Origin of the sequence: Azospirillum rugosum, assembly GCF_017876155.1 — a bacterium.
GTDB lineage: Bacteria > Pseudomonadota > Alphaproteobacteria > Azospirillales > Azospirillaceae > Azospirillum > Azospirillum rugosum.
Genome location: NZ_JAGINP010000036.1, coordinates 1 through 25483, shown reverse-complemented (window position 1 = coordinate 25483; position 25483 = coordinate 1). Strand labels below are relative to the sequence as shown.

Here is a 25483-nt window from a genome sequence, read left to right as displayed (position 1 = left end):
TCCTCACAGGCCAAGGATCATCTTGGCGATGATGTTCTTCTGGATCTCATTGGAGCCGCCGTAGATCGACAGCTTGCGGCGGTTGAAGTACTGGGCCGACAGAGGGGCGGCGTAGTCCGGCCCGACCGGTTCGCCGTCCCAGCCGCCCTCCAGCGCCTCGGGCAGGAAGGGCAGGGCGTAGGGGCCAACGGCGCGCCGCAACAAATCCGTTATGGCCTGCCGGATCTCCGTCCCGCGCACCTTCAACATCGAGCTTTCGGCCCCCGGCACGCCGCCGTTCTGGGCGGCAGAGATGACACGCAGGTTGGTCATTTCCAGCGCCATCAGATCCACTTCCACTTCGGCGATGCGAGCGCGGAACAGCGGATCCTCGTACAGCGGGCGACCGTTGGCAGTCTGGTGCCGAGCCACGTCCTTCAGGTGCGCCAACGCCTGCTTGGCATGGCCGACGCCGGCGATACCCGTGCGCTCGTAGGTCAGCAGGAACTTGGCGCAGGTCCAGCCCTTGCCTTCCTCGCCCACCCGGTCCTCCACCGGGACGCGCACGTCGTCGAGGAACACCTCATTGACCTCGTGCGCACCGTCCAGCGTGATGATCGGGCGCACGGTGACGCCCGGCGTGTCCATGTCGATCAGCAGGAAGCTGATGCCCTCCTGCTGTTTGGCCGTCGGATCGGTGCGCGCCAAGCAGAACATCATATTGGCGTACTGGCCCAGCGTGGTCCACGTCTTCTGGCCGTTCACCACGTAATGGTCGCCGTCGCGCACCGCGCGGGTCTTGACCGAGGCGAGGTCGGAGCCGGCGCCCGGTTCCGAATAGCCCTGGCACCACCAATCCTCCTGCGACAGGATGCGGGGCAGGTAGCGGCGCTTCTGCTCCTCCGTGCCGAACTTGATGATGACCGGCCCGACCATACTGACACCGAACGGCACCAAATAAGGGGCGTGGGCGCTTGCGTATTCCTCGTCGAAGATGTGGCGCTGGATGGGCGTCCAGCCGGTGCCGCCGTACTGTTTCGGCCAATGCACCGCGAACCAGCCCTGTTCGGCCAGGATCGACTGCCAGCGCACATGGTCCTCGCGTGTCACGCGCTTGCCCTCGCGGACCTTGGCGGCGATGTCGGCCGGCAGCCGGTCGTGCAGGAAGCGGCGGACCTCGTCGCGAAATGCGCGCTCCTCCGCCGTGTAGGTGATGTCCATTCGTATTCTCCACACCAGAATTGTCATGCGACGCGGACGGCCGTCCCCCGCAGGGGCGCGAGTAATGGCGCGCGCCGGATCAAGATCGTGCCTCCCGAAAGGCGCGGTTAAAGGTCGCGGAATCCCCTGCCCTCAGCGGCAAGCCGCTCCAAAAGCGGCGCTGGGCGCCAGTGGGTACCCCCGAGGCGGTCGTGGAAGCCCCGCACCGCCTCCAGGATCCCCGGCAGCCCCACTTGGTCCGCCCAGAACATCGGGCCACCGCGGTAGGCCGGGAAGCCGTAGCCGTGGATCCAGATCATATCGATGTCGAGCGGGCGGGCCGCGATCCCCTCCTCCAGGATCCGGGCGCCCTCGTTGACCATGGCGTACAGACAGCGCTCCTGGATCTCCTGATCGCTGACGGGGCGGGGCGTGATGCCACGCGCATGGCGGTGCTCCTCGACCAGCGCCTCCACCGCCGGATCGGGCAGCGGCGTGTGCCCGCCTGGCTCATAGCGGTAAACGCCCGCGCCCGTCTTCTGGCCAAAGCGCCCCCCCTCGGCCAGCCGGTCCAGCCAAGTGACGGGCAGGGAGTCCGAATCGCCGGCCTTGCGCCGTTCCTCCCGGATGCGCCAGCCGACGTCCAGTCCGGCTAAGTCGTTCATGGCGAAGGGGCCCATGGGGAACCCGAAGCCGGTCAACACCGCGTCCACGTGTTGCGGGCTGGCGCCTTCGTCCACCAGGGCAATTGCCTCGCGCCCGCGCTGGTGCAGCATGCGGTTGCCGACGAAGCCGTAGCAGACGCCCACCGGTACGCCGACCTTCCCGATCCGCTTCGCCAGCGCCATGGCCGTCGCCAGCACGTCATCGGCGGTATGCTCAGCGCGCACGACCTCCAGCAGGCGCATCACATTGGCTGGGCTGAAGAAATGCAGGCCGACCACGTCCTGCGGGCGGTGCGTTGCCGCAGCGATGGCGTTGACATCAAGCGTCGAGGTGTTGGTCGCCAGGATGGCGCCGGGTTTGCACACGGCGTCCAAGCGGGCGAAGATTTCCCGTTTGACGACCAAGTCCTCGAACACCGCCTCCACGATCACATCGGCCTCGGCCAGGGCCTGTTCGGAATCCGCCTGACCGGAAAGAGCCGGGCGGATCAGGGTGAGCCGCGAGTCCATCTCCACCGAGGTTAGACGGTCCTTGCGGATCATGCCCTCATAGGCGCGGCGGATGGCGGCCTCGCTCTTGTCCAGCGCTTCCCGCCCGCTGTCCAGCAGGGTCACGGGTATGCCGATGTTGGCGAAGCACATGGCGATGCCGCCGCCCATGGTGCCGGCGCCGATCACCGCCACGCTCCGCAGCGGGCGTATCGGCGTGCCGGCCGGGAGGCCAGGAACCTTGGCGACCTCGCGCTCGCCTAAGAAGGCGTGGATCAGGCCTGCGCGCTGGGGTGACGCCATGCATTCCAGGAACAGCGCGCGTTCGCGTTTCAGCCCGTCCTCGAATGGCAGCGTGCACGCCGCCTCCACCGCGTCGACGCAGCGGAATGGGGAGAACAGGTTGCGTACCCGTGCGCCCAACTCCTCGCGGAAGGCGGCGAATAGGGTGGGGTCGGTGCCGGCGATCCGCTCGCTCCGTTCTCGCGCTGGTCGAACTGGCCGCTTTTCCGCCAGCACCTGCCGGGCAAAGTGCAACCCGGCCTCCAGCGCCGAAGGGGCGTCCATCACCGCGTCGATGATTCCGAGTTCGAGCGCCTCGGCGGCATCCACGGGATCACCGCTGGTTATCATTTCCAACGCCTTCCGCACTCCAGCCAAACGGGGCAGTCGCTGCGTGCCACCGGCGCCGGGCAGCAGGCCCAACTTGACCTCCGGGAGGCCCAACTTGGTACCGGGCAAGGCCACGCGGAAGGCGCAGCCCAGTGCAAGCTCCAGCCCGCCGCCCAGCGCCGTGCCGTGCAGGGCCGCCACCACGGGCTTGGGACTGGCCTCGAACCGAGCAATCACGTCACCCAGAATCGGAGATTGCGGCGGCTTGCCGAACTCACGGATGTCGGCGCCGGCGATGAAGGTGCGGCCGGCGGTGGTGAGCACCAGCGCCTCGGCGTCCGCATCCTCCAGTCCGGCCTCCAGTGCCTCCAGCAAGCCAGCGCGCACCGCCACGCTCAGCGCGTTGACAGGCGGGAAGTTCACCGTGATGACGCCCGTCCGTCCTTCCCGCGCGTACCGAACCTCGTTGTTCATGTCGACCCTCTGTCGGTGTTCGTTCTTTTGGTCGGCGTGCCGCCAGCGGCCGCCCGGTCGGCGACCGTCGTTCCCGACGGCAGCCCCAGTTCCGGCAGCGACCACCTATTCCCGGTAACGGTATGTGCCCTCCCCCACCGCGATAATCTGGCCGGTCGCGTCCGTCACCTCGATGGTCGAAGCGAAGATCCGCCGCCCGCCGCCGCGCTTGCGGGCGATCGCCCGCACCACCCCGTTGGAGGCCTGGCCGATGAAGCTGGTGGTCAGCGACAGGGTCAGGACCAGCCGCCCCGAACTGAACTCGCCGGTGTAGGCACCGGCGAAACCGCCGGCCGCGTCGATCAGCGTGGCGACAACGCCGCCATGCAGGATGTCCGACCGGTTCAGCAGGTCGGGGCGTGCCGTGGCTTCGAGGACGGCGTGGGCCTCCGACCATTCCACCAGGCGGAAGCCCAGCGCCTTATTGAAGCCGACCATTTCGATCAGCGACGCGGGTTCGGAATTGTCCACCGTTACCTCCGGCACCGGCTCAATGAGCCATCAGGATGGGCACGGTCATGTGCCGCAGGATGAAGCGCGTCCCCACGCCGCTGCGGGCGAACAGGGACTCGTGCTCGCCGTGTGCGCCCATGACGATCAGGTCGCTTCCGTGGTCGGCGGCGCGCGAGAGCAGCATGTCCATGACCCCGATGTCGTCGCCGGCCATGTCCTCGCGGGTCGCGACAACGCCGTGGCTGTCCAGATGTTCGAGGATGCCGGGCCAGTGGTCGTGCGTATGATCGCGGCTGTCGGCAGGCCGGCGAGACAGCACAACAACTTCTACGCTGTCGCGCAGCAGTGGAAGTGCGTCACCGAGCGCGCGCGCGGCTTCACGGCTGGCGTTCCAGGCCAGCAGGACGCGTTTGCCCAGCGTTCCCGTCCAGCCGGTCGCCGGCAGCACCAGTACGGGGCGGCCGGAATGGCGGACGATGTCCTCCACCAGACTGTTCGGTACGTCGGGCAGCCAATGCTCGCTGTCCGGCTGCGAGACGATGGCAATGTCCGAGAAGCGCGCAGCCACAACCAACTCGCGCACCATATCTCCGGGGTGGCCGCTGGACGCCTCCAGCCACGCAATAGGGACACCAGCGGCGGCGGCGCGTTCCTCTGCGCCTGCCCTGGCCTGTGCGGCCTCCTGTCGAAGTGCCTCGCTGGGTGTGCGGGCGACCATGGCGGCGCGGTCGTGGTCACGGCGGGCGAAGACGGCCTTGAGCCGGCCGCCGAAGGTGCCGGCCAGCGCGAGCGCGGCGCCCAGCCGGTGTGCGCACGCCGGGGAACCGTCGACGTGCAGCAGGATGTCTTTGTACATGATCTCCTCCGGACGGCGTGGGGAGTGGCCGATGTCGGCCGTCCTCAGGCCGCCTCTTCATGGGCGAAGTAGAGGGCGTGCAGGCGGTCCAGGTTGACGGCGTCGCCGCGTTCCGACAGGACGACCTTACCGGACTGCATCAGGTAGACGTGGTCGGCCACCTTAAGCGCGCGGTTGGTGTTCTGTTCCACCAGGACAATGGTCAGTCCCTGCGCCTTCAGGTGCTCGACGATGCGGAAGATCTCGTCCACCATCACGGGGGCGAGGCCGAGCGAGGGTTCGTCGATCAGGCAGACGCGAGGCTGTTCCATCAGGCCGCGTCCGATCGCCAGCATCTGCGCCTCGCCACCCGACAGGGTGCCGGCGATCTGGTCGTGGCGCTGGGCCAAGCGCGGGAACAGGTCGAACACCATCTGCCGGTTGGCCTTCCAGTTCCGCCGGCAGGCCGGCGGGAAGGCCCCCATCATCAGATTGTCCTCCACCGTCATGTCGGGGAAGATCATGCGTCCCTCGGGGATCATGACCAGCCCGTCCTTGACCGTGTCCCAGGTGGCGCGGTTGCGGATGCTGGCGCCGTTCAGGCGGATGTCGCCCGACGCCACCGGAACCAGCCCCATGATGGCGCGCAGCAGCGTCGTTTTGCCGGCACCGTTCGGCCCGACGATGACGGTGGTCTGTCCCTCCGCGATGGTCAGCGAGACGTTCCAGAGGATGTTGATGGCGCCGTAGCCGGCGCGCAGGGTCGCAATCTCCAGGAGCGGGGCCATCCGCGTTCCTTTCTGTTCGATTGAGTGCGGTCAGGCCGCGGCCTCGCCGGTGTAACTGCGGACCACGTTGGGGTCCCGGAACACGGCGCCGGGGTTCCCTTCGGCAATGATCTCGCCGAAGTTCAGCACCACCACGCGCGGACAAAGTGCAGAGATGGTGGGAATGTCGTGCTCGATGACGACCATGGCGAGATTGAAGCGGTCGCGCACAAGGGCGAGCTGTTCCATGAAAGCCCGCTTGCCGTTGGTCTCCAACCCGGCCAGCACCTCGTCCAGCAGGAGCAGGTGCGGGTTGGTGGCGAGCGCCTTGCCGACCTCCAGCGCCTTGTGCTCGGTCAGAGCCAGTTCGCTCACCGCATCGCGGTCGGCCTTGTGGCCGAGCTTCAGCAGGTCGAGGATCTCGTCAATGCGCTCGTGGTCGACGCGGCCCGCACCGAAACGCTGGGCGACGATCAGGTTCTCGCGCACCGTGCAGTGGTGTAGTGGCCGTGCGATCTGGAAGCTGCGCCCGATGCCCAGGCGCGCCCGCTTCCATTCCGGCGCCTTCAGGACCGAGTGGCCGCGGAAGGTGATATCCCCCGCGGTCGGGCGGACGATGCCGGAGATCACGTTGAACAGCGTCGTCTTGCCGGCTCCGTTGGGGCCGACGAGCCCGACCGTCTCGCCCGCGCTCACCGTCATCGACACACCCTTCAGCGCGGACACGCCACCAAAGCTGACCTGCACTCCGTCAAGCGTGAGCATGGCGTTGCCCTCCTTCCAGACGGCGGCCCAGGATCGGCGCGAGACCGCCGGGGCTCAACAGGATCATGCCAACCAGCAGCATGCCCAGGACGAACTGGTGGCCGTGCGGCATCAGTTCCTTGAAGACGAGTTGGTCCAGCAGGTAGATGGTCAGCGCCCCGATCACCGGCCCCCACACCGTGCGGTAGCCGCCGAAGATGGCCGCTGCGATGGGCAGCACCGTCCATGCGCCGCTGAAAGCGTAGTCCGGTTCCAGAAAATTGATGAAATGGGCGTTGAAGGCACCCACCACCCCAGTGATGAAGGCCGACAGGGCCAGCATCGCCGCTTTCAGGTGGGTGCTGGGCACGCCGATGACGCGGGTGGCGATTTCGGTGTCGTGCATCGCCTTCAGCGCCAGCCCCCAGGCGCTGCGCCGGATGGCGGCGTAGGCCGCGGCCGACAGCACCACGATGGTCAGGATGATGACGTAGCCGCCCGTCTTGGACCCCAGATCGACCCCCAGCAGGGTGGGAAAGCGCGGAATACTGAGCAGGCCGCCGGCGCCGCCGGTGACGCCGGTCATCTCGGTCGCCAGGATCTGGAAGATGTGGGCATAGGCCAGGATGGCGAGCGCGAAGTACGGCCCCTTCAGCCGCAGCGCCGGCATGGTGGCGATGGAGGCGATGGCCGCCCCCAGCCCGCCCAGCAGCAGCCCGGCCAGGGGCGGCACCCCCAGCTTCATGGACAGCACCGCCGAGGTGTAGGATCCCACGCCGAAGAACGCCGCGTGCCCGAAGCTGACCATGCCGCCCAGATTGCCCAGCAGCGCCCAGGCCACCGCGATCCCGCCGATGGTCAGGGCGGCGACGATCAGCCCCATGACGTAAGGGTTGCCGCCGAAGGCCAGCGGTACAGCCACATAGGCCACCGCCAGCGCGGCGGGGACGAGAAACCGTTTCATCGGGCGATCGCCTTTCTGCCGCCGAACAGGCCCGAAGGCATGACGAACAGCACGACGAGGAACAGGATCATCCCGGCCAGCTCCTGAAGCGAGGCGGAGACGTAGGTGACGGTCAGGGATTCGATGCACCCGATCATCACGGCGCCGATCAGCACGCCGGGGATCGACCCCATGCCGGCCAGCACCGTGATGATGAAGGCCTTCACCGTCATCACATGACCCAGGGATGGAAAGATGGTCTTGCCCGTGTAGATCGCGATGCCGGCAAAGGTGGCGAGCAGGGCCGCGACCAGAAAGGACAGGATCTCCGTCCGGCGCGGGTTGACGCCCATCAGCTTGGCGGCGTTGCGGTTGGACGACAGGGCGCGCACCGCACGCCCCTGCCAGGAATGGTTCAGCCACCCGTGGACGCCGGCCATCAGCACCAGCCCGCCGACGAAGAACACCACCTCGCTGCGCATGGCGAACAGCGTGTCGGCGACCACCACCGATTCCTGGAACCAGGGTGCGGTGGTGGAATGGATGTCGGCGGCCCAGATCATCAGCACCGCGTTGGTCAGGATGATGCCAAGCCCGAAGGTGAGGATGAGGGAATTGATCTCCCGGTCCTGATCGATCCGGCTGAGCAGCGCATAGACCAGGGCGGCGCTGGCCCCGACGATGACCAGCGCGAAGGGGATCGCCATCACCGGGTTCAGCCCGTACTGGGATTCCGCGGCATAGGCGACATAGGCCGCCAGCAGAACCAGTTCGCCGTGGGCCAGATTGATGATGCGCATGGTGCCGAACACCAGCGCCAGACCGACGGCCACCATGGCGTAGTATCCGCCGGCCAGAACGCCGGAAAAGAGGGCTTGCAGGGTCAGGGACAGCATGCCGTTCACCACGGCCTGGCGGGGAAGTTCATCTTTCCGTTTGCCGCTTCCGGCGGCCAGACCAGCACGACCTTGCCCTGCTGGTGCTGGCCCATGCGGTGGGAGAAATTGGGGTTGTCGCCCTTTTCGTCGAAGGTGACGCGGCCGATCAGGGTCTGGGCGTCGGTCTTGCGCAACTCGTCGGCCAGACCGCCCTTGTCGAGCGTGCCGGCCTCGTCGGCGCGCAGCACGGCTTCGATCAGCAGTTTCGTCTGCACATAGCCGAACTGGCCCAGATAGTCCGGTTCCTTATTGAACAGCCGAGCGTAGGTCTTGGAAAACTCGATGGCTTCGGGCTGGGTGAATTCCACCGGGTAGGGGAGCATGGAGGTGCCGTAGACGTTCTCCATCAAATCGGGAAATTCTTTTGCCATCTGCGCGGTGGCCAGCGACCAGACACCGACCACCGCCTTGACGTCCGGCTTCAGCACCTTGGCGGCGCGCAGAACGCCCACATAATCGTTCTCGTAGCCGACCATGGCGATGGCGTCGGGGCGGTCCTGCAGCTTGACCTTGTTCAGCAGCGGCTTGAAATCGCTGGTGGCCCCGTCGAATTCATGCATCCCGACCGTCACGCCCTTGGCCGTCAGATCCGCCTGCACCTGCTTGGCGAGGTTGCTGGTGGCTTCCTTGTTCAGATAGACGACCGACACCTTCTTCACCTGCATGTCGCCCAGCAGGCCAATCATCGCCTTGGCGTAGCCTTCGGTGTTGTTGATGCGGAAGAAGGTCTTGTAGCCGCGCCCGGTCAGGTCGGGCGTCACCCCGCCGGAGGTCATGTAGACCATGCCGGCCTTCTGCGCCGCTTCCGACGCCGGGCCGATGATGTTGGAGCCGTAGCCGCCGGTGAGTGCAACGACACCCTGCGCGATCAGCTTTTCCACCGCCGCCACGCCCTTGGCTGGCGAGGTTTCGTCGTCGATGGTCGTGACTTTGAAGGTATGCTTGCCGGCGTACTGCTTGTTCGCCAAGTCGACAGCGACGGCGATGCCCTCACTCATGCCCTGGCCGACGCGGGCGAGATTGCCGCTGAGCGGCAGTTGCGATCCCAGCAGGTAGTCCTTCGCGTCCGCAACGCCGGGCGCACCCAGCGCCAGTGTCAGGGCGACGGCCGCGGTCATAAGGCCAGTCATTCGCACCATAGATTGTTTCCTCCTGGGTTTCGTTGGCGGCTTCTTGGTATCAAGGGACCGACGGGGCGTCGGCGGTCAGGAGCGTGTCGCCATCACTTGGCTGGCAACCGTGCGCAGGTCGTTCTTCTTCAGCTTGCCGGTCGAACTGGCGGGCAGAGCCGGCACGACCACGACGCGTGCGGGGCGTTTGTAGGGAGCCAGCCGTTCGGCGGCGAACGCCTTCAACTCCTCTTCGGTGGCCGTGCGGCCGGGGGCAAGCTGGACGAAGGCGACCACCGACTCGTTGCCGGCCTCCGAATGGCCGACCACCGCCGCCAAGGTCACGGCGGGATGGCTGCACAGCACGCCCTCCACCTCCTCCGGGTAGACGTTGAAGCCGGAATGAATGATGATCTCGCGGAGGCGGCCGATCACGCTGAGGCACCCGTCCGGTTCCATCCGGGCGAGGTCGCCGGTCTTCAGCCAGCCGTCGGGCGTGATGATCTCGGCCGTCAGGCCCGGCTCGCGATAATAGCCCAGCATGACGTTGGGCGCGCGCACCCACAGCTCGCCGGAGCCACCCGCCGGGACGTCGACACCGGTGGCGTGGTCGACGAAGCGCACCTCGACCAGGGGGAGCGGCGGTCCGATGGAGGTGTCGGCGCGCGGCGCGTCCAGGCGGGTCTGTGTGATGGTGGGCGAGCATTCGGTGAGGCCGTAGCCGTTGTGGAGCGGCAACCCGAAGGTGGCCTCCACCGCCTGCTTCAGCGCCAAGTCCAGCACCGAACCGCCCGACGAGAGATAGCGCAGGTGTGGGGCGGCCGGCGCCTGCCCAGTGACCTTGCCGTGCTCGATCAGCTTGGCGTACATGACCGGCACGCCCTGGAAGACGGTGACGCCGTCGTGCGCCAGCGCGTCCCATACGGCCTTCGGGTCGAAGCGCGCGATGGCATGCAGGCAGCCGCCGGCGTACAGCGTGCCGAGGCAGGTGGAGGCCAGTCCGAACACATGGCTGATCGGCAGCACGCCGTAGGTCCGGTCGTTGCGGTTCAGCCCGCGCATGTGGCCGGAGATGCACGCCACGAACAGCAGTCCGCGATGGGACAGCATCACACCCTTGGGGTGCCCCGTGGTGCCCGAGGTGTAAATGACGGCGCCGACCTGCTTCGCCGCATCGGCATGCACCGGCTCCGGATCGGCCTCCAGCAGCGGGCCGACCGCCATGGGCGGAAGCTCCGGATCATCCAGCGCCGTGGCCCCGTGACAGGCGGCGTGCGCCGCCGCGTCGCGGGAAATGGCGTCGGTGTAGACGATCCGGCGCGGCAGGCAGTGGTTACGGATCGTATCGACCTCGCGCTCCGACAGGCGGGCGTTGACGATGACCGGCCAAGCGTCCAGCTCGCTGGCGGCCATCACCAGGGTGGCGACGGCCAGACCGTTCTCGCAGACGATCATCACCCGGTCGCCACCGCGCACGCCCAGCGCGGAAAGGTGCTGCTGCATCCGGCGGATCGCCGCGCCGAAGCGGCCGTAGCTCCATTCGGTGTCGTCTTCGCGCAGCGCGGGGGCATCGGGGGTGCGCTCGGCCCAGTCCAGGACCGGATGGCTGATGCGGGCGGGCAGCGCTGCAATCATGCTCGCAAAACGGTCCATCGTCACGCCGCCTCGCGGATCATGTTGCGGGCGATGACGAGCTGCTGGACCTGGGTCGTCCCCTCGTAGATGCGGAACAGGCGCACATCACGGTAGAATCGCTCGATCCCGTAATCGGCGATGTAGCCGGCACCGCCGTGAATCTGCACGGCGCGGTCGGCGACGCGCCCGACCATCTCGGACGCGAACATCTTGCAGCAGGCCGCGTCGGTGGAGACGTCCGTCCCCGCATCCTTCCTGCGCGCCGTTTCCAGCACCATGCAGCGCGCCGCGTAGGCTTCCGCCCGGCTGTCGGCCAGCATCGCCTGGATGAGCTGGAACTCGGCGATGGGCTGGCCGAACTGCTTGCGCTCCATGGAGTAGGCCAAGCTGTCGCGGATCAGCCGCTCGGCGGCGCCGACGCATACCGCGGAAATGTGCAAACGCCCGCGGTCCAGCACCTTCATCGCCGTCTTGAAGCCCTGGCCTTCCCGGCCACCGAGCACGGCGGTGGCGGGAACCCGGCAATCCTCAAAAATGACGTCGCAGCTGTGGGCGCCCTTCTGGCCCATCTTCTTGTCCAGCGGCCCGAGCGTGATGCCGGGTGTGCCGGCCTCCACCAGGAAGGCAGTGACGCCACGCGCGCCCTCCTCCTGAGTGCCCGTGCGGGCGAAGACGGTGAACAGGCCGGCATGCGGCGCATTGGTGATGAAGCGCTTGGTACCGTTCAGCACGTAATGGTCGCCGTTGCGCCGCGCGGTGGTGCGCAGCGAACCGGCGTCGGAACCGGCCTCCGGCTCCGTCAAGGCGAAAGAACCGACGATTTCGCCACTGGCGAGCCGGGGCAGGTAGGCGCGCTTCTGCTCGTCGGTGCCGTCGATGACGATGCCCTGCGACCCGATCCCGTTGTTGGTTCCGATCAGCGAACGGAAAGCGGGGGAGGTCTGGCCCAGTTCGAAGGCCACCTGAACCTCCTCGGCCATGGACAAGCCGATGCCGCCGTATTCCTCGGGGATGGACAGGCCGAACAGGCCCATCTCACGCATGGCTGCGACGACCGACGGCGGGATGGCGTCGTCGTCCGCGACCTTGTGTTCAAGCGGGATCAACTGCTCGCGCACGAAGCGCGACACCGTGCCGACCAATTGGCCGAGCGTCTCCGGATCCAATGGCATTCGTGTCTCCTCGGGGAGAGAATTTGTTCAGGAATTGAAGAGGACGGCGTCGATGCGGCGGACCAACTCCACCAGCCGCGGGGCGTGGTCCTCTTCCAGCGTCTTGCGGTGCAGCAGGAACGACGGGCCACCACAGTTGAAAGCCAGCACGGGAGAGCCGTCGCGCGGCACGTAGGGCACGCCGGCCGCGTTCACCTCGGTCTTCCAGGCACCGAGCGACAGGCAATACCCCTTCATCCGGTATTCCTCGACCGCCTGCAGGATGCCGTCCCGGATTCCCGGCCAGCGGCCGGGGGACCGTTCGTTCTCGTGGGCTTCCAGCTTGTCCATCAGCGCCGCCCGCTCGGTGTCGGGCAGGCCTGCCAGATAGGCGCGCCCCATGGCGCTGGTGGTCAGTTTCAGGTGCGAGCCGACGTCGAGCTGCAACGTGACCGGGCTGTCGCCGCGGCAGCATTCCAGATAGATCATGCTGAACCGGTCCCGCCCGCCCAGCGCCACCGACAGACCGGTGTGGTCGGCCAGTTCCTGCATCAGCGGGCGCGCCACCTGCCGGACGCCCATGCCCGACAGGCAGGTGTAGCCCAGCGATAGCACCGGCGTGCCCAGCCGGTACTTCCCGGACGCGGCGTTGTAGACCAGATAGCCCTGTTTTCCCAAGGTGTAAGTCAGACGCGACACCGTCGCCTTGGGCAATCCGGTACGAGCTGCCAAGTCTTGATTGCCAAGTTCGATCTCATTCCGCCGGAACGAGCGCAGAATGTCGAGTCCTCTGGCCAGGGCCGTCACGAATCGAGGGTCTTTATCCTCGTCAATATCATGATCGTCGACGGCAAGGCCTTCATCCCGCTTGCGCATGGATTTCTTCCCTCGGGCGTTTTGTTGATGCTCCGCAAGAATGCGGGGCGAAAGATTTCATTGAAAGACACTCTGGCAGCGTTTATGGTCGGCGTCAAGAGAATGAAATTTGGTTCCGCACAACGGAATTTGATCGGGAAGAGAGGTGGCTGGCGTAGCCGGCACCGAACGGAAGGGCGCGGTGGTGCGCACCGCCGGCCGACTCCCGATTGCGACGAAAGGGGACAGGATGAGCTTCGATCCACAAAACGGCGCGCTCGTGCTGGGCGTCGTAGGAACCGGCACCATGGGGCGTGGCATCGCCCAGATCGCGGCTGTGGCCGGCATCGATGTTCTGCTGCACGACGCCCGCGAAGGCGCGGCGGGTGAGGCCGTGGCCGCGGTGGCTGATACCTTCCGTACTCTGGCCCGCAAGGGACGCATGAGCGACGCGGCGGCCGACTCGGCCGCGGCGCGGCTGTGCCCGGTGGGCGGACTGGACGGTCTCGCCCCATGCCATCTGGTCGTTGAGGCCATCGTGGAGGATCTGGAGGCCAAGCGCGCGCTGTTCGCCGCGCTGGAGGCTGTGGTGTCGCCGGACTGCGTGCTGGCGACCAACACCTCCTCGCTCTCCGTCACCGCCATTGCAGCCGGGGTCGATCGATCGGACCGGGTGGCCGGCTTCCACTTCTTCAATCCCGTTCCGTTGATGAAGATTGTCGAGGTGGCACCGGGCGTGCTGACCGACCCGGCGGTCACCGACGCCCTGGTGGGGCTTGGCACGCGCATGGGCCATGCCGCGGTGGAGACGCGCGACACGCCCGGTTTCCTGGTCAACCACGCCGGACGCGGTTACGGCACCGAGGCGCTGCGCGTGGTTGGTGAGGGGGTGGCGGATCCCGCCACCGTGGATCGCGTTCTGGTGCAGCAGGCCGGCTTCCGCATGGGGCCGTTCGAGTTGCTGGACCTCATCGGCATCGACGTGTCGCAGTCGGTGATGGAGTCGATCTACGGTCAGTTCTTCCACGAGACACGTTTCCGCCCCTCGGTGCTGCCGCGACAGTATGTCGCTGCCGGGCTGCTGGGCCGCAAGACCGGTCGCGGCTTCTACCGCTACGCCGACGGCAAGCCGGTGGTGGACCCTGAACCCGAAGTGCCGGCTGCCGCCCGCCGGCCACTGTGGGTCAGCCGTCGTGACCCGACGGCGCATATGGCGCTGACGGAGCGGCTGGCCGCTGGCGGCGCCGCACTGGACCATGGCGAGCGGCCGGCCGCCGGGTCGGTGTGCTTGGTGACGCCGCTGGGCGAGGACGCCACCACCGCCGCTCTGACGGCGGGGTTGGACCCGACTCTCACGCTGGCGGTGGACACGCTGTTCGGGTTGCAGGGGCGCCGGGTGCTGATGACCACGCCGGTCACCAGCACCGAGGCGCGCGACGCGGCTTGGGCCGCTTTGGCTGCGGACGGCGTGCCGGTCACCGTGATCCACGACAGCCCCGGCTTTGTGTCGCAGCGGGTCGTCGCCTGCATCGTCAACATCGGCTGTGACATCGCCCAGCAGCGAATCGCCGCCCCCGCCGACATCGACAAGGCCGTGCCGCTGGGGCTCGGCTACCCGCAGGGGCCGCTTGCCATGGGCGACCGGCTGGGGCCCGCACGGGTTTTGGCCGTTCTGGAAGCGCTTCTCGCGCAGACCGGCGACCCCCGTTATCGCCCCAGCCCGTGGCTCAAGCGCCGCGCCATGCTCGGCGTCTCCCTGTCCACCCCGGAAGCTTGATTGGATCTGCCCCCATGACCGACGCCTTTCTTTACGACGGACTGCGTTCCCCCTTCGGGCGCCATGCCGGTGCCCTGTCCAGAATCCGCCCCGACGACCTCCTGGGCGTCGTGATCACCGCGCTTGTCAAGCGCACTCCTTTGGCTGCGGCCGGGATCGAGGACGTGATCGCCGGCTGCACCAACCAGGCCGGCGAGGACAGCCGCAACGTGGCGCGCCATGCCGGCCTGCTGGCCGGGCTTCCCATCGAGACCGGAGGACTGACGGTCAACCGGCTGTGCGGCAGCGGCCTCGCCGCGGTGCTGGACGCGGCACGTTGCGTGCGCGCCGGCGAGGGCACGCTGTTCGTTGCCGGCGGGGTGGAGAGCATGACGCGCGCTCCCTTCGTGCTGGCGAAGACGGAGACGCCCTTCAGCCGCAGCGCCGAGATCTACGACACAACCATGGGAGCGCGCTTCCCCAACCCGAAGATCACCAAGGACTTCGGTGCCGACACCATGCCGCAGACCGCCGACAATGTCGCCCGGGACCTGGGCATCGGGCGGGAAGAGAGCGACCGTTTCGCCGCGCGCTCTCAGGCCCGGTTCCACGCTGCCCAAGGGGAGGGCTTCTTCACCGGCGAGATCTTGCCCATCGAACTGCCGACCCGCGGCAAGGCTGCACCGGTGGTGGTGTCGGAGGATGAGCACCCCCGGCCGGACACCGACATGGACACGCTGGCGAAGCTGCGCCCGCTGTTCGAAGGCGGCGTGGTTACCGCCGGCAATGCGTCGGGCATCAACGACGGCGCGGCGGCGGTTCTGATCGGCAGCCGTGCACAGGGCGAGGCGGTGGGTGTGGCTCCGCGTGCGCGTATTCTGGCCGGCGCCATCGCCGGCGTGGAGCCGCGCACCATGGGCCTCGGTCCCGTCCCGGCCATTCGCAAAGCGCTGGAGCGTGCCGGCCTTGCCCTCAAGGACATGGACGTTATCGAGATCAACGAGGCCTTCGCCGTCCAGGTGCTGGGCTGCGCCAAGTTGCTGGAGCTGTCGGCGGAGGACAGCCGGCTGAACCCCAACGGCGGCGCCATTGCGGTTGGGCATCCGCTGGGCGCCAGCGGCGCGCGCCTGACGTTGACGGCGTTGCGCCAGTTGGAGCGGTCCGGCGGGCGTTACGCGCTGGTCAGCATGTGCATAGGCATCGGTCAGGGCATCGCCGCCGTGATCGAGCGGGTCTGAGGACGGGAGAGAAAATCATGGTGACCAAGACCGGCCCTTCCTCGGCCAAGCTGGGGTCCTTCGCGTGGGACGACCCGCTTCTGCTTGACGACCAGTTGACCGAAGACGAGCGGATGATTCGCGACGCCGCACGCGCCTATTGCCAGGACCATCTGTTGCCGCGTGTCGTCGAGGCAAACCGCTACGAGGTCTTCCACCGGGAGATCATGAACGAGATGGGCGAGTTGGGCTTCCTCGGCTCCACCATCGAGGGATACGGCTGTGCGGGGGTGAACTACGTCTCATACGGGCTGGTCGCCCGCGAAGTGGAGCGGGTGGACAGCGGCTACCGCTCGGCCATGTCGGTGCAGTCCTCGCTGGTCATGCACCCCATCCACGCTTACGGCAGCGAGGCCCAACGGGAAAAATACCTGCCGAAGCTCGCCGCCGGCGAATGGGTGGGCTGCTTCGGCCTGACCGAGCCGGACGCCGGCTCCGACCCCGCAGGCATGAAGACGCGCGCGCGATCGGCGGACGGCGGTTACATTCTCACGGGATCCAAGATGTGGATCACCAACGCCCCCATTTCGGACGTCTTCGTCGTCTGGGCGAAGAACGACGCCGGGCGGATCAATGGCTTCGTTCTGGAAAAGGGCATGAAGGGCCTGTCGGCGCCGAAGATCGAAGGCAAGTTCAGCCTCCGCGCCTCAATCACCGGCGAGATCGTCATGGACGAGGTGTTCGTGCCGGAGGAGAACCGCTTGCCCAACGCCGACGGGCTGAGCGGCCCGTTCGGCTGCCTGAACCGGGCGCGCTACGGCATCGCCTGGGGCGCTATGGGAGCGGCGGAGTTCTGCTTTCATCAGGCGCGCCAGTATCAGCTCGACCGCAAGCAGTTCGGTCGGCCGTTGGCGGCCAATCAGATCCCGCAGCTCAAGCTCGCCAACATGGAGACGGAGATCGCGCTGGGCCTTCAGGCGGCGCTGCGCGTCGGCCGGCTGATGGACGAAGGCCGGGTGGCGCCGGAGATGATCTCGCTGATCAAGCGCAACAACTGCGGCAAGGCGCTGGACATCGCGCGGGTCGCCCGCGACATGCATGGCGGCAACGGCATCGCCGACGAGTTCCATGTCATCCGCCACGCCATGAACCTGGAGGCGGTCAACACCTACGAGGGCACGCATGACGTGCACGCTCTGATCCTTGGCCGGGCCATCACCGGCCTACAAGCCTTTGCTCCGTGAGGTCGTCGTGAAGATCCTTGTGCCCGTGAAGCGGGTGGTCGACTACAACGTGAAGATCCGCGTGAAGGCGGACGGCACGGGCGTCGAGACCGCCAGCGTGAAGTTCTCTATGAACCCCTTCGACGAGATCGCCGTCGAGGAGGCCGTCCGCCTGAAGGAGGCCGGCAAGGCCACCGAGGTGGTCGTGGTCAGCCTCGGCCCGTCCGCCGCACAGGAAACCCTGCGCACGGCGCTGGCGATGGGCGCCGACCGTGCCATCCTTGTGCAGACCGACGCCGAGGTGCAGCCGCTCGCTGTCGCCAAGGTGTTGAAGGCGTTGGTGGACAAAGAGCAGCCGCGGATCGTCCTGCTCGGCAAGCAGGCGATTGACGACGACTGCAACCAGACCGGCCAGATGCTGGCCGCCCTACTGGGCTGGCCGCAGGGAACCTTCGCCTCCAAGGTCGCCGTGGGCGACGACGCCCTGACCGTGACGCGCGAGATCGACGGTGGCCTGGAGACCATCGAACTCACGCTGCCGGCCGTGGTCACCGCCGATCTGCGCCTGAACGAGCCGCGCTACGCCTCCCTGCCCAACATCATGAAGGCGAAGAAGAAGCCCTTCGAAACCCTCACGCCGGGCAGCCTGGGCGTGGATGTGACGCCGCGCCTGACGACGCTCAAGGTGGTCGAGCCCCCCAGGCGTAAGGCCGGTGTGAAAGTGGCCGACGTCGCCGCGCTGGTCGATAAGCTGAAGAACGACGCACGGGTGATCTGACATGACCAGTTCCAACGGGGCTATTCTCGTCCTCGCCGACCATGACAACGCGACGCTGAAGCCCGCCACGCTGAACGCCGTGGCCGCCGCGTCCAGGATCGGATCCGACATCCATGTGCTGGTCGCGGGCAAGGGTGCCCGAGCTGTGGCCGATACGGCTGCCGAGGTGGCCGGCGTCACTAGGGTGCTGCTGGCCGATGCGGCCGAGTACGAGCACCGCCTGCCGGAGCCCGTGGCGGCGCTGGTAATCTCCCTCGTACCCGCCTACGGCCATGTGCTGGCCGCCGCCACTTCGGAGGGGAAGAACGTCATGCCGCGCGTGGCGGCGCTGCTGGACGTGGCGCAGATTTCCGACATCACCGGCATCGTGTCGGCCGATACCTTCGAGCGCCCGGTTTACGCTGGCAACGCCATCGCCACCGTGCAGTCCCGCGATCCCGTCAAGATCATTACCGTGCGTGCCACCGCCTTTGAGGCCGCCGCCGCCACGGGCGGTGCGGCGGCGGTGGAGAGCGTGGCCGCCGCGGGCGGCGGCGGCCTGTCCAAACTGCTGGGCCAGGAGCTGACGAAGTCGGAACGGCCGGAACTGACCCAGGCACGCGTCGTCGTGTCAGGCGGGCGTGGCATGCAGTCGGGCGAGAACTTCACGCTTCTGGAAGCGCTGGCCGACAAGCTGGGTGCGGCGGTGGGTGCGTCGCGCGCCGCGGTGGACGCCGGCTTCGTGCCGAACGACTACCAGGTCGGCCAGACGGGCAAGATCGTGGCGCCCGAGCTGTACATCGCGGTCGGCATCTCCGGTGCCATCCAGCACCTCGCCGGCATGAAGGACAGCAAGGTCATCGTCGCGATCAACAAGGACGAGGAGGCGCCGATCTTCCAGGTCGCCGACTACGGCTTGGTCGCCGACCTGTTCAAGGCGGTGCCGGAGCTGGTCGCTGCCCTTTAGTGTCTCCTTTGTCGCCACCTTTGATGCCGGACGCAGCCGCCAAGCCGGCGACTCGGTATCGAACGAAGCGTTCCCCCGCACTTGGGTAGTTCCTCTCGGGTGTGGAACCTTGGACCGGGCGTTCGCGCGCCCGGTCCCTCTTTCTCCAACACCGGTCCTTCTCCCAGCAAAGGCGCACATGCCGTCGATCAGGACGATTGCTGTCATCGGTGCCGGCCAGATGGGTGGCGGCATTGCCCAGCTCTGCGCACAATCGGGCTTCCCGGTGGTGCTGTTGGACGTGGGAGACGAGATTCTCAACACCGCCATCACCCGGATCTCCGGGGGGCTGGAAGGTCGGGTCGCCAAGGGCCGCATGGGCGAGGCTGAGGCCGCCGCCGCGTTCGCCCGCATCAGCATCGGTACCGATCCTTCGATTATCGACGGGGTCGATCTGGTGATTGAGGCCGCGACCGAGTCCGAGGCGGTGAAGCGCGCCGTCTTCGCCGCGCTGGCGGCACATCTGCAGCCAGCGACGCTGATCGTTACCACCACCTCGTCGCTGTCGGTCACCAATCTGGCTGCCGCGACAGACCGCCCATCCAAATTCATGGGCATGCATTTCCTGAACCCCGCGCTGGCCGTGCCGCTGGTCGAGCTGGTACGCGGTCTCGCCACGGATGAGGAGACTTTCGCCGCGATCCGCGGCTTGGCCAGGCAACTCGGCAAGACCACGGTGGTGGCTGAGGACGTTCCGGCCTTTCTCGTGAACCGCACCTTGCTGGTGATGATCAACGAAGCCGTCACCACGCTGCACAAGGGGATCGGAACGGCGCGGAGCATCGATGCGGCGCTGACGCTAGGCGCGGGCCATTCCATGGGTCCCCTGGAACTGGCGGACTTGATCGGCTTGGATACTTGCCTGATCGGGTTGCAGGCACTGTACGAAAAGCTGGCGCACGGCAAGTACCGCCCGTGTCCACTGCTGGTGAAGCACGTGGAAGCCGGCTGGCTCGGCCGCAAGACCGGCCGCGGTTTCTATGACTATTCCAAGAGCTTGGGCAGTCCCGCTCAGCGCTTCCCCATTCCCTGGTCGGGCGGTGAGCAGCCCGGCCCTGTTGCCGGAGATCTGTGATGTCGCTTGTGCGCGAGGTGATGGAGTACGACGTCCTCGTGGTCGGCGCCGGCCCCTCGGGCCTGAGCGCGGCCATCCGTTTGAAGCAGCGCGCCCGCGCCGCCGGGCAGGAGGTGAGCGTCTGTGTGATCGAGAAGGGTTCGGAGGTCGGCGCACACCTGCTGTCGGGTGCTGTGTTCGAGCCGCGCGCCCTGGATGAGTTGATTCCGGATTGGCGTGACCATGGCGCGCCGCTGGCCACGCCCGCCTGCGAGGACCGGTTCATCCATCTGACCCGGACGGGCGCGTACCGCCTGCCGGTGATTCCGCCACAGATGCGCAACCACGGCAACTTCATCATCAGCTTGGGCAATCTGGCCCGCTGGCTGGCCGTCCAGGCTGAGGAACTGGGGGTGGAGATTTATCCCGGCTTCGCAGCGGCCGAGGTGTTGTACGACGAGTCCGGGACGGTGACTGGCGTGGCGACCGGTGACATGGGCATCGGCAAGGACGGCCAGCCCACCGGCAACTTCACGCGCGGTGTCGAACTGCACGCTCGTCAGACGATCTTCGCCGAGGGCTGTCGAGGCTCGCTGACCAAGGCCCTGATGGAGCGCTTCAACCTGCGTGACGACGTTGACCCGCAGACCTACGGCATCGGCATCAAGGAGCTGTGGGAGATCGACCCGGCCAAATCGCAGCCGGGCCTGATCGTCCACACCATCGGTTGGCCGCTCGATCAGAAGACCTATGGTGGGTCCTGGCTGTACCATATGGATGGCAATCTGGTGTCAGTGGGCTTCGTGGTCGGGCTGGATTATAGCAACCCGCATCTCTCGCCGTTTGAAGAGTTCCAACGCTACAAGACGCATCCGGCGATCCGACCGACCTTCAAAGGTGGCCGGCGAATCGCCTACGGCGCGCGGACGCTCAGCGAGGGCGGGTTCCAGTCCATCCCCAGGCTGACCTTCCCCGGCGGGCTGATCGTCGGCGATGCCGCGGGCTTCCTGAACGTGCCGAAAATCAAGGGCAACCATACCGCCATGAAGTCGGGCATGGTGGCCGCGGAGGCGGTGTTCGACCATCTGGTTGGCGGCGCCGATGGCCCCGAGGTCACCGCCTACCCGGAGCGGCTGAAGGACTCCTGGCTGTGGAAGGAGCTGTGGGAGGTGCGCAACATCCGCCCCGGCTTCCAGAAGGGTTTGTGGGCCGGGCTGGCGAACGCGGCTTATGAGACCGCTATTAAAGGTCGGTCGCCCTGGACGCTGCATCACCGCCACGCCGACAACGAGACGCTGGTGAAGGCCAGCGAGGCACCGAAGATCGCGTACCCCAAGCCGGACGGTGTGGTGTCGTTCGACCGGCTGTCGTCGGTGTACCTGTCCAACACCAATCACGAAGAAAACCAGCCGGCGCACCTTCAGTTGAAGGACAAGGAGACGCCGATCCGCGTCAATTTGGCGCTCTACGACGCGCCGGAGACGCTCTACTGCCCGGCCGGCGTGTACGAGATCGTCCGCAGCGAGGATGGCACCGATCCGCACCTGCAGATCAACGCGCAGAACTGCGTCCACTGCAAGACCTGCGACATCAAGGACCCAGCCCAGAACATCACCTGGACCGTGCCGGAGGGCGGCGGCGGGCCGAACTATCCGGGTATGTGATGTCGGCGAGCGTAGCTCGGCGAACGGAAGTCAATATCGAACAGGGAGTGAAGCATGGCGGTACTGCACGGGGAACGGCGGGGGCGGGTGCTCGTTCTCACCATCGACGACCCGACGACACGCAACGCGCTGGGGCCGGACATCTACGAAGCGGGAGCGGAGGCGCTGCGGCGTGCCGGTGAGGATCCCGGCATCGGCGCTGTAGTGCTGACCGGTGCCGGCGCGACCTTCAGCAGCGGCGGTAACCTGAACCGGCTGGCCGGCCTGCGCGACGGTACACCGGAGGCGGTGCGCGCAGGGATCCAGGGGTTGCATGGTTTCGTGCAGGCGATCCGCACTTGCTCGAAGCCGGTGATTGCCGCCGTGGAGGGCGGGGCGGCCGGGGCCGGTTTCTCCCTGATGCTGGCTTGTGACTTGGTCGTAGCGGCGCGCGGCGCTCGCTTCGTGCTGGCTTACGTCAAGGTGGGGCTGAGCCCGGACGGCGGTGCCACGGCCTTCCTGGCGCAGACCCTCCCGCGCCAGTTGGCGGCGGAACTCGCCATGGAGGGTGGCGTGGTGGAGGCCGAGCGCCTGCATCAGGCGGGGATCGTCAACGCTCTGTGCGAACCGGGCGCTGCGCTGGACACGGCGCTCGCCCGCGCCGGAACGCTGGCCACGGGGCCGGGGGAGGCAATTGCTTCCATCAAGCGCCTGCTGGACGCGGCGTACGCTGGCGGGTTGGATGCGCAGTTGGATTGCGAGCGCGACAGCTTCGTTGCCAACCTGTTCCACGCTGATGCGGGGGAAGGGATCGCCGCCTTCCGCGAGAAGCGCCCCGCGGCTTTTGGCGGGGTGGGGTGAACGATGCTGAATACCCGTGTCACCGCCTTTTTCGAGACCCGCCTGCCCATCGTCGCCAGCGGCCTGCAATGGCTGGCGACCGCCGACTATGCTGCGGCGGCATCGCGTGCAGGCATCATGGGCTTCATGACCGCAGCCAGTTTCCCCGACCTGCCGGCCCTGCGCGCCGGAATTCGGCGCTGCCGCGACCTGTGCGAGGGGGGGCCTTTCGGTGTCAACGTGTCGATGCTGCCCAAGCTGGTGGAGGGCGACCGTGCCGAGGCGATCTTTGACCTGATCGCCGACGAGGGGGTACGCTTCGTCGAAACCTCAGGCCGCAATCCGGAGCCCCACCTGCCGTGCCTGCACGCTGCCGGCATTAAGGTGGTGCATAAGGTGTCCACGGTGAAGCACGCCCGCAAGGCGCAGGCGCTGGGCGTGGACATGGTGGAGATCATCGGCGCGGAGGCCGGGGGCCATCCGGGTATGGCGCTGGTCGGCACCATCGTCCAAGCTGCACTAGCGGCGCGGGATATCACCATACCCTTGGTGGTTGGCGGTGGAATCGGCACCGGCGCGCAACTGGTGGCTGCCCTGGCACTAGGGGCGGACGGCGTTCTGATGGGGACGCGCTTCCTGGTCGCTGAGGAAGTGTGGGCGCACCCCGCGTACAAGCGCCGTCTTGTGAAGGCGGAGGAGGCTGACACGATGCTGGTCATGCAATCCCTGCGCAACACGGTGCGCGCGCTGCGTAACGAGACGACGGAGCGCATCCAGGCGATTGAGAAGGAGACCCCCGGCAACCTCGCGGCACTGATGCCGCTGATCAGCGGCAAGCTTGGCCGGCAGGCCTACGAGACGGGCGAGACGCAGACGGGAATGCTGTCGCTGGGCCAGTCAGTAGCCTTTGCGGACCGCGTCGAACCGATGGCGCGCATCGTGGAGCGGATCTCGGATGAGGCGGTGAATGCGTTGCAGCGGGTAAATAGGCTGAGCGGGTCATGGGAAAGAATTACTGAGCGTCCTCCGGAGCTATAGCTTTTTTGCACTTTGCGTGGATCAGGCTGCGAGCAGGGCGCGATGGCGAGGCGAATCGAAGTTAGCACGTCCATATCTGATGTCTGGGCAGCTTCAGCATGTGGACCTGCGCCTCTGCCTGCCCACTGCTCCAGGGCGACGGTCGCTGTTTTCCGGTAGGGCCACCGCCTCCTGCTTGATCTCGTCCGAGAAAAAGCGCCGTGTTGTCGCCATCAACCACCTCTCCGCCCCCGACGGGAGCTTGACAGAGATATCCATTGCCTCGGGGGAAGGGTGCAGCGGGTGGTAGTCTGAATCTGAAGTGGTGGTCTAAATCTGAATGTGTCTCAGCAGCCGGCTAATATTGCCGTTAAGGTGTTCATCAACGCCCGCCAGATTCACCAGTAGCTATGAGCAGAGCGGAGGCAAGACGCTCGGCAATCTTGTCGGCTGCCATCTTCACTGGTGTGGCGGCGAGATGGGCATAGCGAGCGGTGGTTTGCACCTGCGTATGTCCCAGCAGCTTACCGATCATGGAGAGTCCCTCGCCGACCGCAAGCCCACCGGACGCGAAAGTATGCCGCAAATCGTGAATGCGAACTTGTTTGAGGTTCGCCTTGTCGCGGACCCGCCGCCAGGGGCGTTGAAGGTCGGTGAGGTGGGTTCCGGGCTTCGTTCCTACAATCACAAATGGGTTCTCGTCTGCCACCGGAATGGAGCGGAGCACGTTGATGGCCGCAGTGCCCAGATGCACGACCTTTGCCCCGGTCTTGCTGTCCGGCAATCGGAGTTCCCCCTCGGCGAGATGGACATGCTCCCAGCGGAGAGTTTGGATCTCGCCCAGCCGGCAGCCGGTCAGCAGAAGAAGGCGAAAGGCGGCCACCGCGTACATGCATTCTGCTTCCGCGTCCGCAAGCGCCCGGCCGAGCGCTTCGACCTCCTTCTGGGACAGGAACCGCTCGCGCTTGTGCTCGGGATACCGCTCGACCTCCTCGCAGGGGTTGGTGTGCCGGTCGCGCAAGCCCCAGACTTCGGCCAGGCTCATCATCTTCGACAGGACGCCCAGGGTCCGGTTGGCCTGGTAGGGGATGTGGGCCAGCGAGCCGTGCAGTTCGGCGATATCGGCAGCGGTGACCGACCGGACACGCTGGGTGCCGAAGAAGGGGTTGAGAAACAGGTCGATGGACCGCTGGTACTCCCGCTGGGTGGTCGGCTTGCAGCGGATGGCGACATGCTCCTTCAGGAACCGGGCTCCGAGTTGTTCCATGGTCGTCGATTGGCGCAGGGCGTCGCGGGTGAACGCCGGGTCGTCGCCACCTCCCTTCGCCTGGCCGAGAAGGGCCATCGCCTTCTGCCGGGCGATCTCCGCGGTCACGGGGCCGAACTGGCCAATCATGATGCGGCGGGTGCGGCCATGGCGCCGGTACTGGACGAGGAAGAAGCGCTTGCCGCTGGGCATCACCCGGACGCCGAATCCCGGCAGTTCGGCGTCAAAGGCGATGTAGTTCTTGGCTCTGGTTTCGAGTGCCTCAACGGTGCGCTTGGTAAGTTTCGGCATGTCTTCCCTCCGTCCCCCGGGCATAATTCCATCCGGTTCGTGGCAGCGCCGTGGAAGCACCAGGATGAAAATCGCGTGGGGCTGTGGCGTAAGAAAGAAATGGCCGGTTCCTGGGATTGTGCAAGTGGAATCAAGGTGTTATAGAAGTAACGGATACTGTGGAGAGCGACCGGAAAGCTTGGCGTAGAGGGCTGAAAACTGACTCATAACCTGAAGGTCGCAGGTTCAAATCCTGCCCCCGCAACCAAATTCACAGGCCCAAGAAGCCCGGTCCGGAAACGGAACCGGGTTTCTTTGCGTTTGTGCACAGCGAGCGCGAAGATCCCGGCCAGTACCTGACCGCTGCCGCTCATCATGCGGCGTGGCACTGGCCACACCAGCCGCCGCAACAGACGGAGTGTTAGGAGCCCGGCATGGCCGAGCCCCTAATACTACAGCCGGGCTCTATCGGTTTGGGTGCGGCGTTTCCAATGAGAGCGCCGCGCCCGCTGCTGGTGGCGTCTTCGCCAGAACGACCACGCGAT

General features: G+C 66.7%; 22 protein-coding genes. 9 read left to right on the top strand and 13 right to left on the bottom strand.

Annotation, left to right across the window (positions count from 1 at the left end):
- Nucleotides 1-3: 3 nt before the first annotated feature.
- From J2851_RS33060 to J2851_RS33005, 12 genes are all read right to left on the bottom strand, one after another.
- Complete coding sequence (locus tag J2851_RS33060; RefSeq protein ID WP_209772504.1) at nt 4-1200, bottom strand: acyl-CoA dehydrogenase family protein; 1197 nt, start codon at nt 1198-1200, stop codon at nt 4-6.
- Nucleotides 1201-1307: 107 nt separating this feature from the next.
- On the bottom strand, nt 1308-3419 hold the full coding sequence (locus tag J2851_RS33055) for a 3-hydroxyacyl-CoA dehydrogenase NAD-binding domain-containing protein (protein ID WP_209772502.1): 2112 nt from the start codon (nt 3417-3419) through the stop codon (nt 1308-1310).
- A gap of 105 nt (nt 3420-3524) precedes the next feature.
- Entirely contained in the window at nt 3525-3929 is a 405-nt protein-coding gene (locus tag J2851_RS33050) for a PaaI family thioesterase (RefSeq protein WP_307420877.1), read from the bottom strand.
- A 19-nt stretch (nt 3930-3948) separates the two neighbouring features.
- Nucleotides 3949-4767: a universal stress protein gene (locus tag J2851_RS33045; protein WP_209772500.1), complete on the bottom strand. Its 819-nt coding sequence runs from the start codon at nt 4765-4767 to the stop codon at nt 3949-3951.
- A gap of 44 nt (nt 4768-4811) precedes the next feature.
- A complete protein-coding gene (locus J2851_RS33040; protein WP_209772498.1) occupies nt 4812-5534 on the bottom strand; it encodes an ABC transporter ATP-binding protein in 723 nt (240 codons plus the stop codon).
- A 30-nt stretch (nt 5535-5564) separates the two neighbouring features.
- Entirely contained in the window at nt 5565-6278 is a 714-nt protein-coding gene (locus J2851_RS33035) for an ABC transporter ATP-binding protein (RefSeq protein ID WP_209772496.1), read from the bottom strand.
- Nucleotides 6265-7221 (bottom strand): branched-chain amino acid ABC transporter permease, encoded by a 957-nt coding sequence (locus J2851_RS33030; RefSeq protein WP_209772494.1) that lies wholly within the window; start codon nt 7219-7221, stop codon nt 6265-6267. The genes J2851_RS33035 and J2851_RS33030 overlap by 14 nt, the downstream gene beginning before the upstream one ends.
- Entirely contained in the window at nt 7218-8096 is an 879-nt protein-coding gene (locus J2851_RS33025) for a branched-chain amino acid ABC transporter permease (protein ID WP_209772491.1), read from the bottom strand. The genes J2851_RS33030 and J2851_RS33025 overlap by 4 nt, the downstream gene beginning before the upstream one ends.
- 5 nt (nt 8097-8101) lie before the next feature.
- Entirely contained in the window at nt 8102-9277 is a 1176-nt protein-coding gene (locus J2851_RS33020; RefSeq protein WP_246501100.1) for an ABC transporter substrate-binding protein, read from the bottom strand.
- A gap of 66 nt (nt 9278-9343) precedes the next feature.
- Nucleotides 9344-10900 carry a class I adenylate-forming enzyme family protein gene (locus J2851_RS33015; protein ID WP_209772489.1) on the bottom strand — a complete coding sequence of 519 codons (1557 nt, stop codon included), beginning with the start codon at nt 10898-10900 and terminating at the stop codon, nt 9344-9346.
- A 2-nt stretch (nt 10901-10902) separates the two neighbouring features.
- Complete coding sequence (locus J2851_RS33010) at nt 10903-12054, bottom strand: acyl-CoA dehydrogenase family protein (protein ID WP_209772487.1); 1152 nt, start codon at nt 12052-12054, stop codon at nt 10903-10905.
- 27 nt (nt 12055-12081) lie between these two features.
- On the bottom strand, nt 12082-12909 hold the full coding sequence (locus J2851_RS33005; RefSeq protein WP_209772485.1) for an IclR family transcriptional regulator: 828 nt from the start codon (nt 12907-12909) through the stop codon (nt 12082-12084).
- A 229-nt stretch (nt 12910-13138) separates the two neighbouring features.
- Between J2851_RS33005 and J2851_RS33000 the strand changes: the two genes are divergently transcribed.
- From J2851_RS33000 to J2851_RS32960, 9 genes are all read left to right on the top strand, one after another.
- A complete protein-coding gene (locus J2851_RS33000; RefSeq protein ID WP_209772483.1) occupies nt 13139-14665 on the top strand; it encodes a 3-hydroxyacyl-CoA dehydrogenase in 1527 nt (508 codons plus the stop codon).
- Nucleotides 14666-14679: 14 nt separating this feature from the next.
- Complete coding sequence (locus J2851_RS32995; RefSeq protein ID WP_209772482.1) at nt 14680-15882, top strand: 3-oxoadipyl-CoA thiolase; 1203 nt, start codon at nt 14680-14682, stop codon at nt 15880-15882.
- 17 nt (nt 15883-15899) lie between these two features.
- On the top strand, nt 15900-17105 hold the full coding sequence (locus tag J2851_RS32990; RefSeq protein ID WP_209772479.1) for an acyl-CoA dehydrogenase: 1206 nt from the start codon (nt 15900-15902) through the stop codon (nt 17103-17105).
- A 7-nt stretch (nt 17106-17112) separates the two neighbouring features.
- On the top strand, nt 17113-17862 hold the full coding sequence (locus J2851_RS32985; RefSeq protein WP_209772476.1) for an electron transfer flavoprotein subunit beta/FixA family protein: 750 nt from the start codon (nt 17113-17115) through the stop codon (nt 17860-17862).
- 1 nt (nt 17863) lies between these two features.
- Nucleotides 17864-18808: an electron transfer flavoprotein subunit alpha/FixB family protein gene (locus J2851_RS32980; protein WP_209772474.1), complete on the top strand. Its 945-nt coding sequence runs from the start codon at nt 17864-17866 to the stop codon at nt 18806-18808.
- Between the two features lie 178 nt (nt 18809-18986).
- Nucleotides 18987-19922, top strand: coding sequence for a 3-hydroxyacyl-CoA dehydrogenase NAD-binding domain-containing protein (locus J2851_RS32975; protein ID WP_209772472.1), 936 nt, complete (start codon nt 18987-18989; stop codon nt 19920-19922).
- On the top strand, nt 19922-21565 hold the full coding sequence (locus J2851_RS32970) for an electron transfer flavoprotein-ubiquinone oxidoreductase (RefSeq protein ID WP_209772470.1): 1644 nt from the start codon (nt 19922-19924) through the stop codon (nt 21563-21565). Before J2851_RS32975 ends, J2851_RS32970 begins: the two co-directional genes overlap by 1 nt.
- Before the next feature lie 54 nt (nt 21566-21619).
- Entirely contained in the window at nt 21620-22405 is a 786-nt protein-coding gene (locus J2851_RS32965) for an oxepin-CoA hydrolase, alternative type (RefSeq protein WP_209772468.1), read from the top strand.
- Nucleotides 22406-22408: 3 nt separating this feature from the next.
- The gene (locus J2851_RS32960) at nt 22409-23422 is read left to right on the top strand and encodes an NAD(P)H-dependent flavin oxidoreductase (protein WP_209772466.1); all 1014 of its coding nucleotides are present in this window, start codon (nt 22409-22411) and stop codon (nt 23420-23422) included.
- Between the two features lie 361 nt (nt 23423-23783).
- Here the strand turns inward: J2851_RS32960 and J2851_RS32955 are convergent, their stop codons facing one another.
- Nucleotides 23784-24959 carry a site-specific integrase gene (locus tag J2851_RS32955; RefSeq protein ID WP_209772464.1) on the bottom strand — a complete coding sequence of 392 codons (1176 nt, stop codon included), beginning with the start codon at nt 24957-24959 and terminating at the stop codon, nt 23784-23786.
- Nucleotides 24960-25483: the final 524 nt, after the last annotated feature.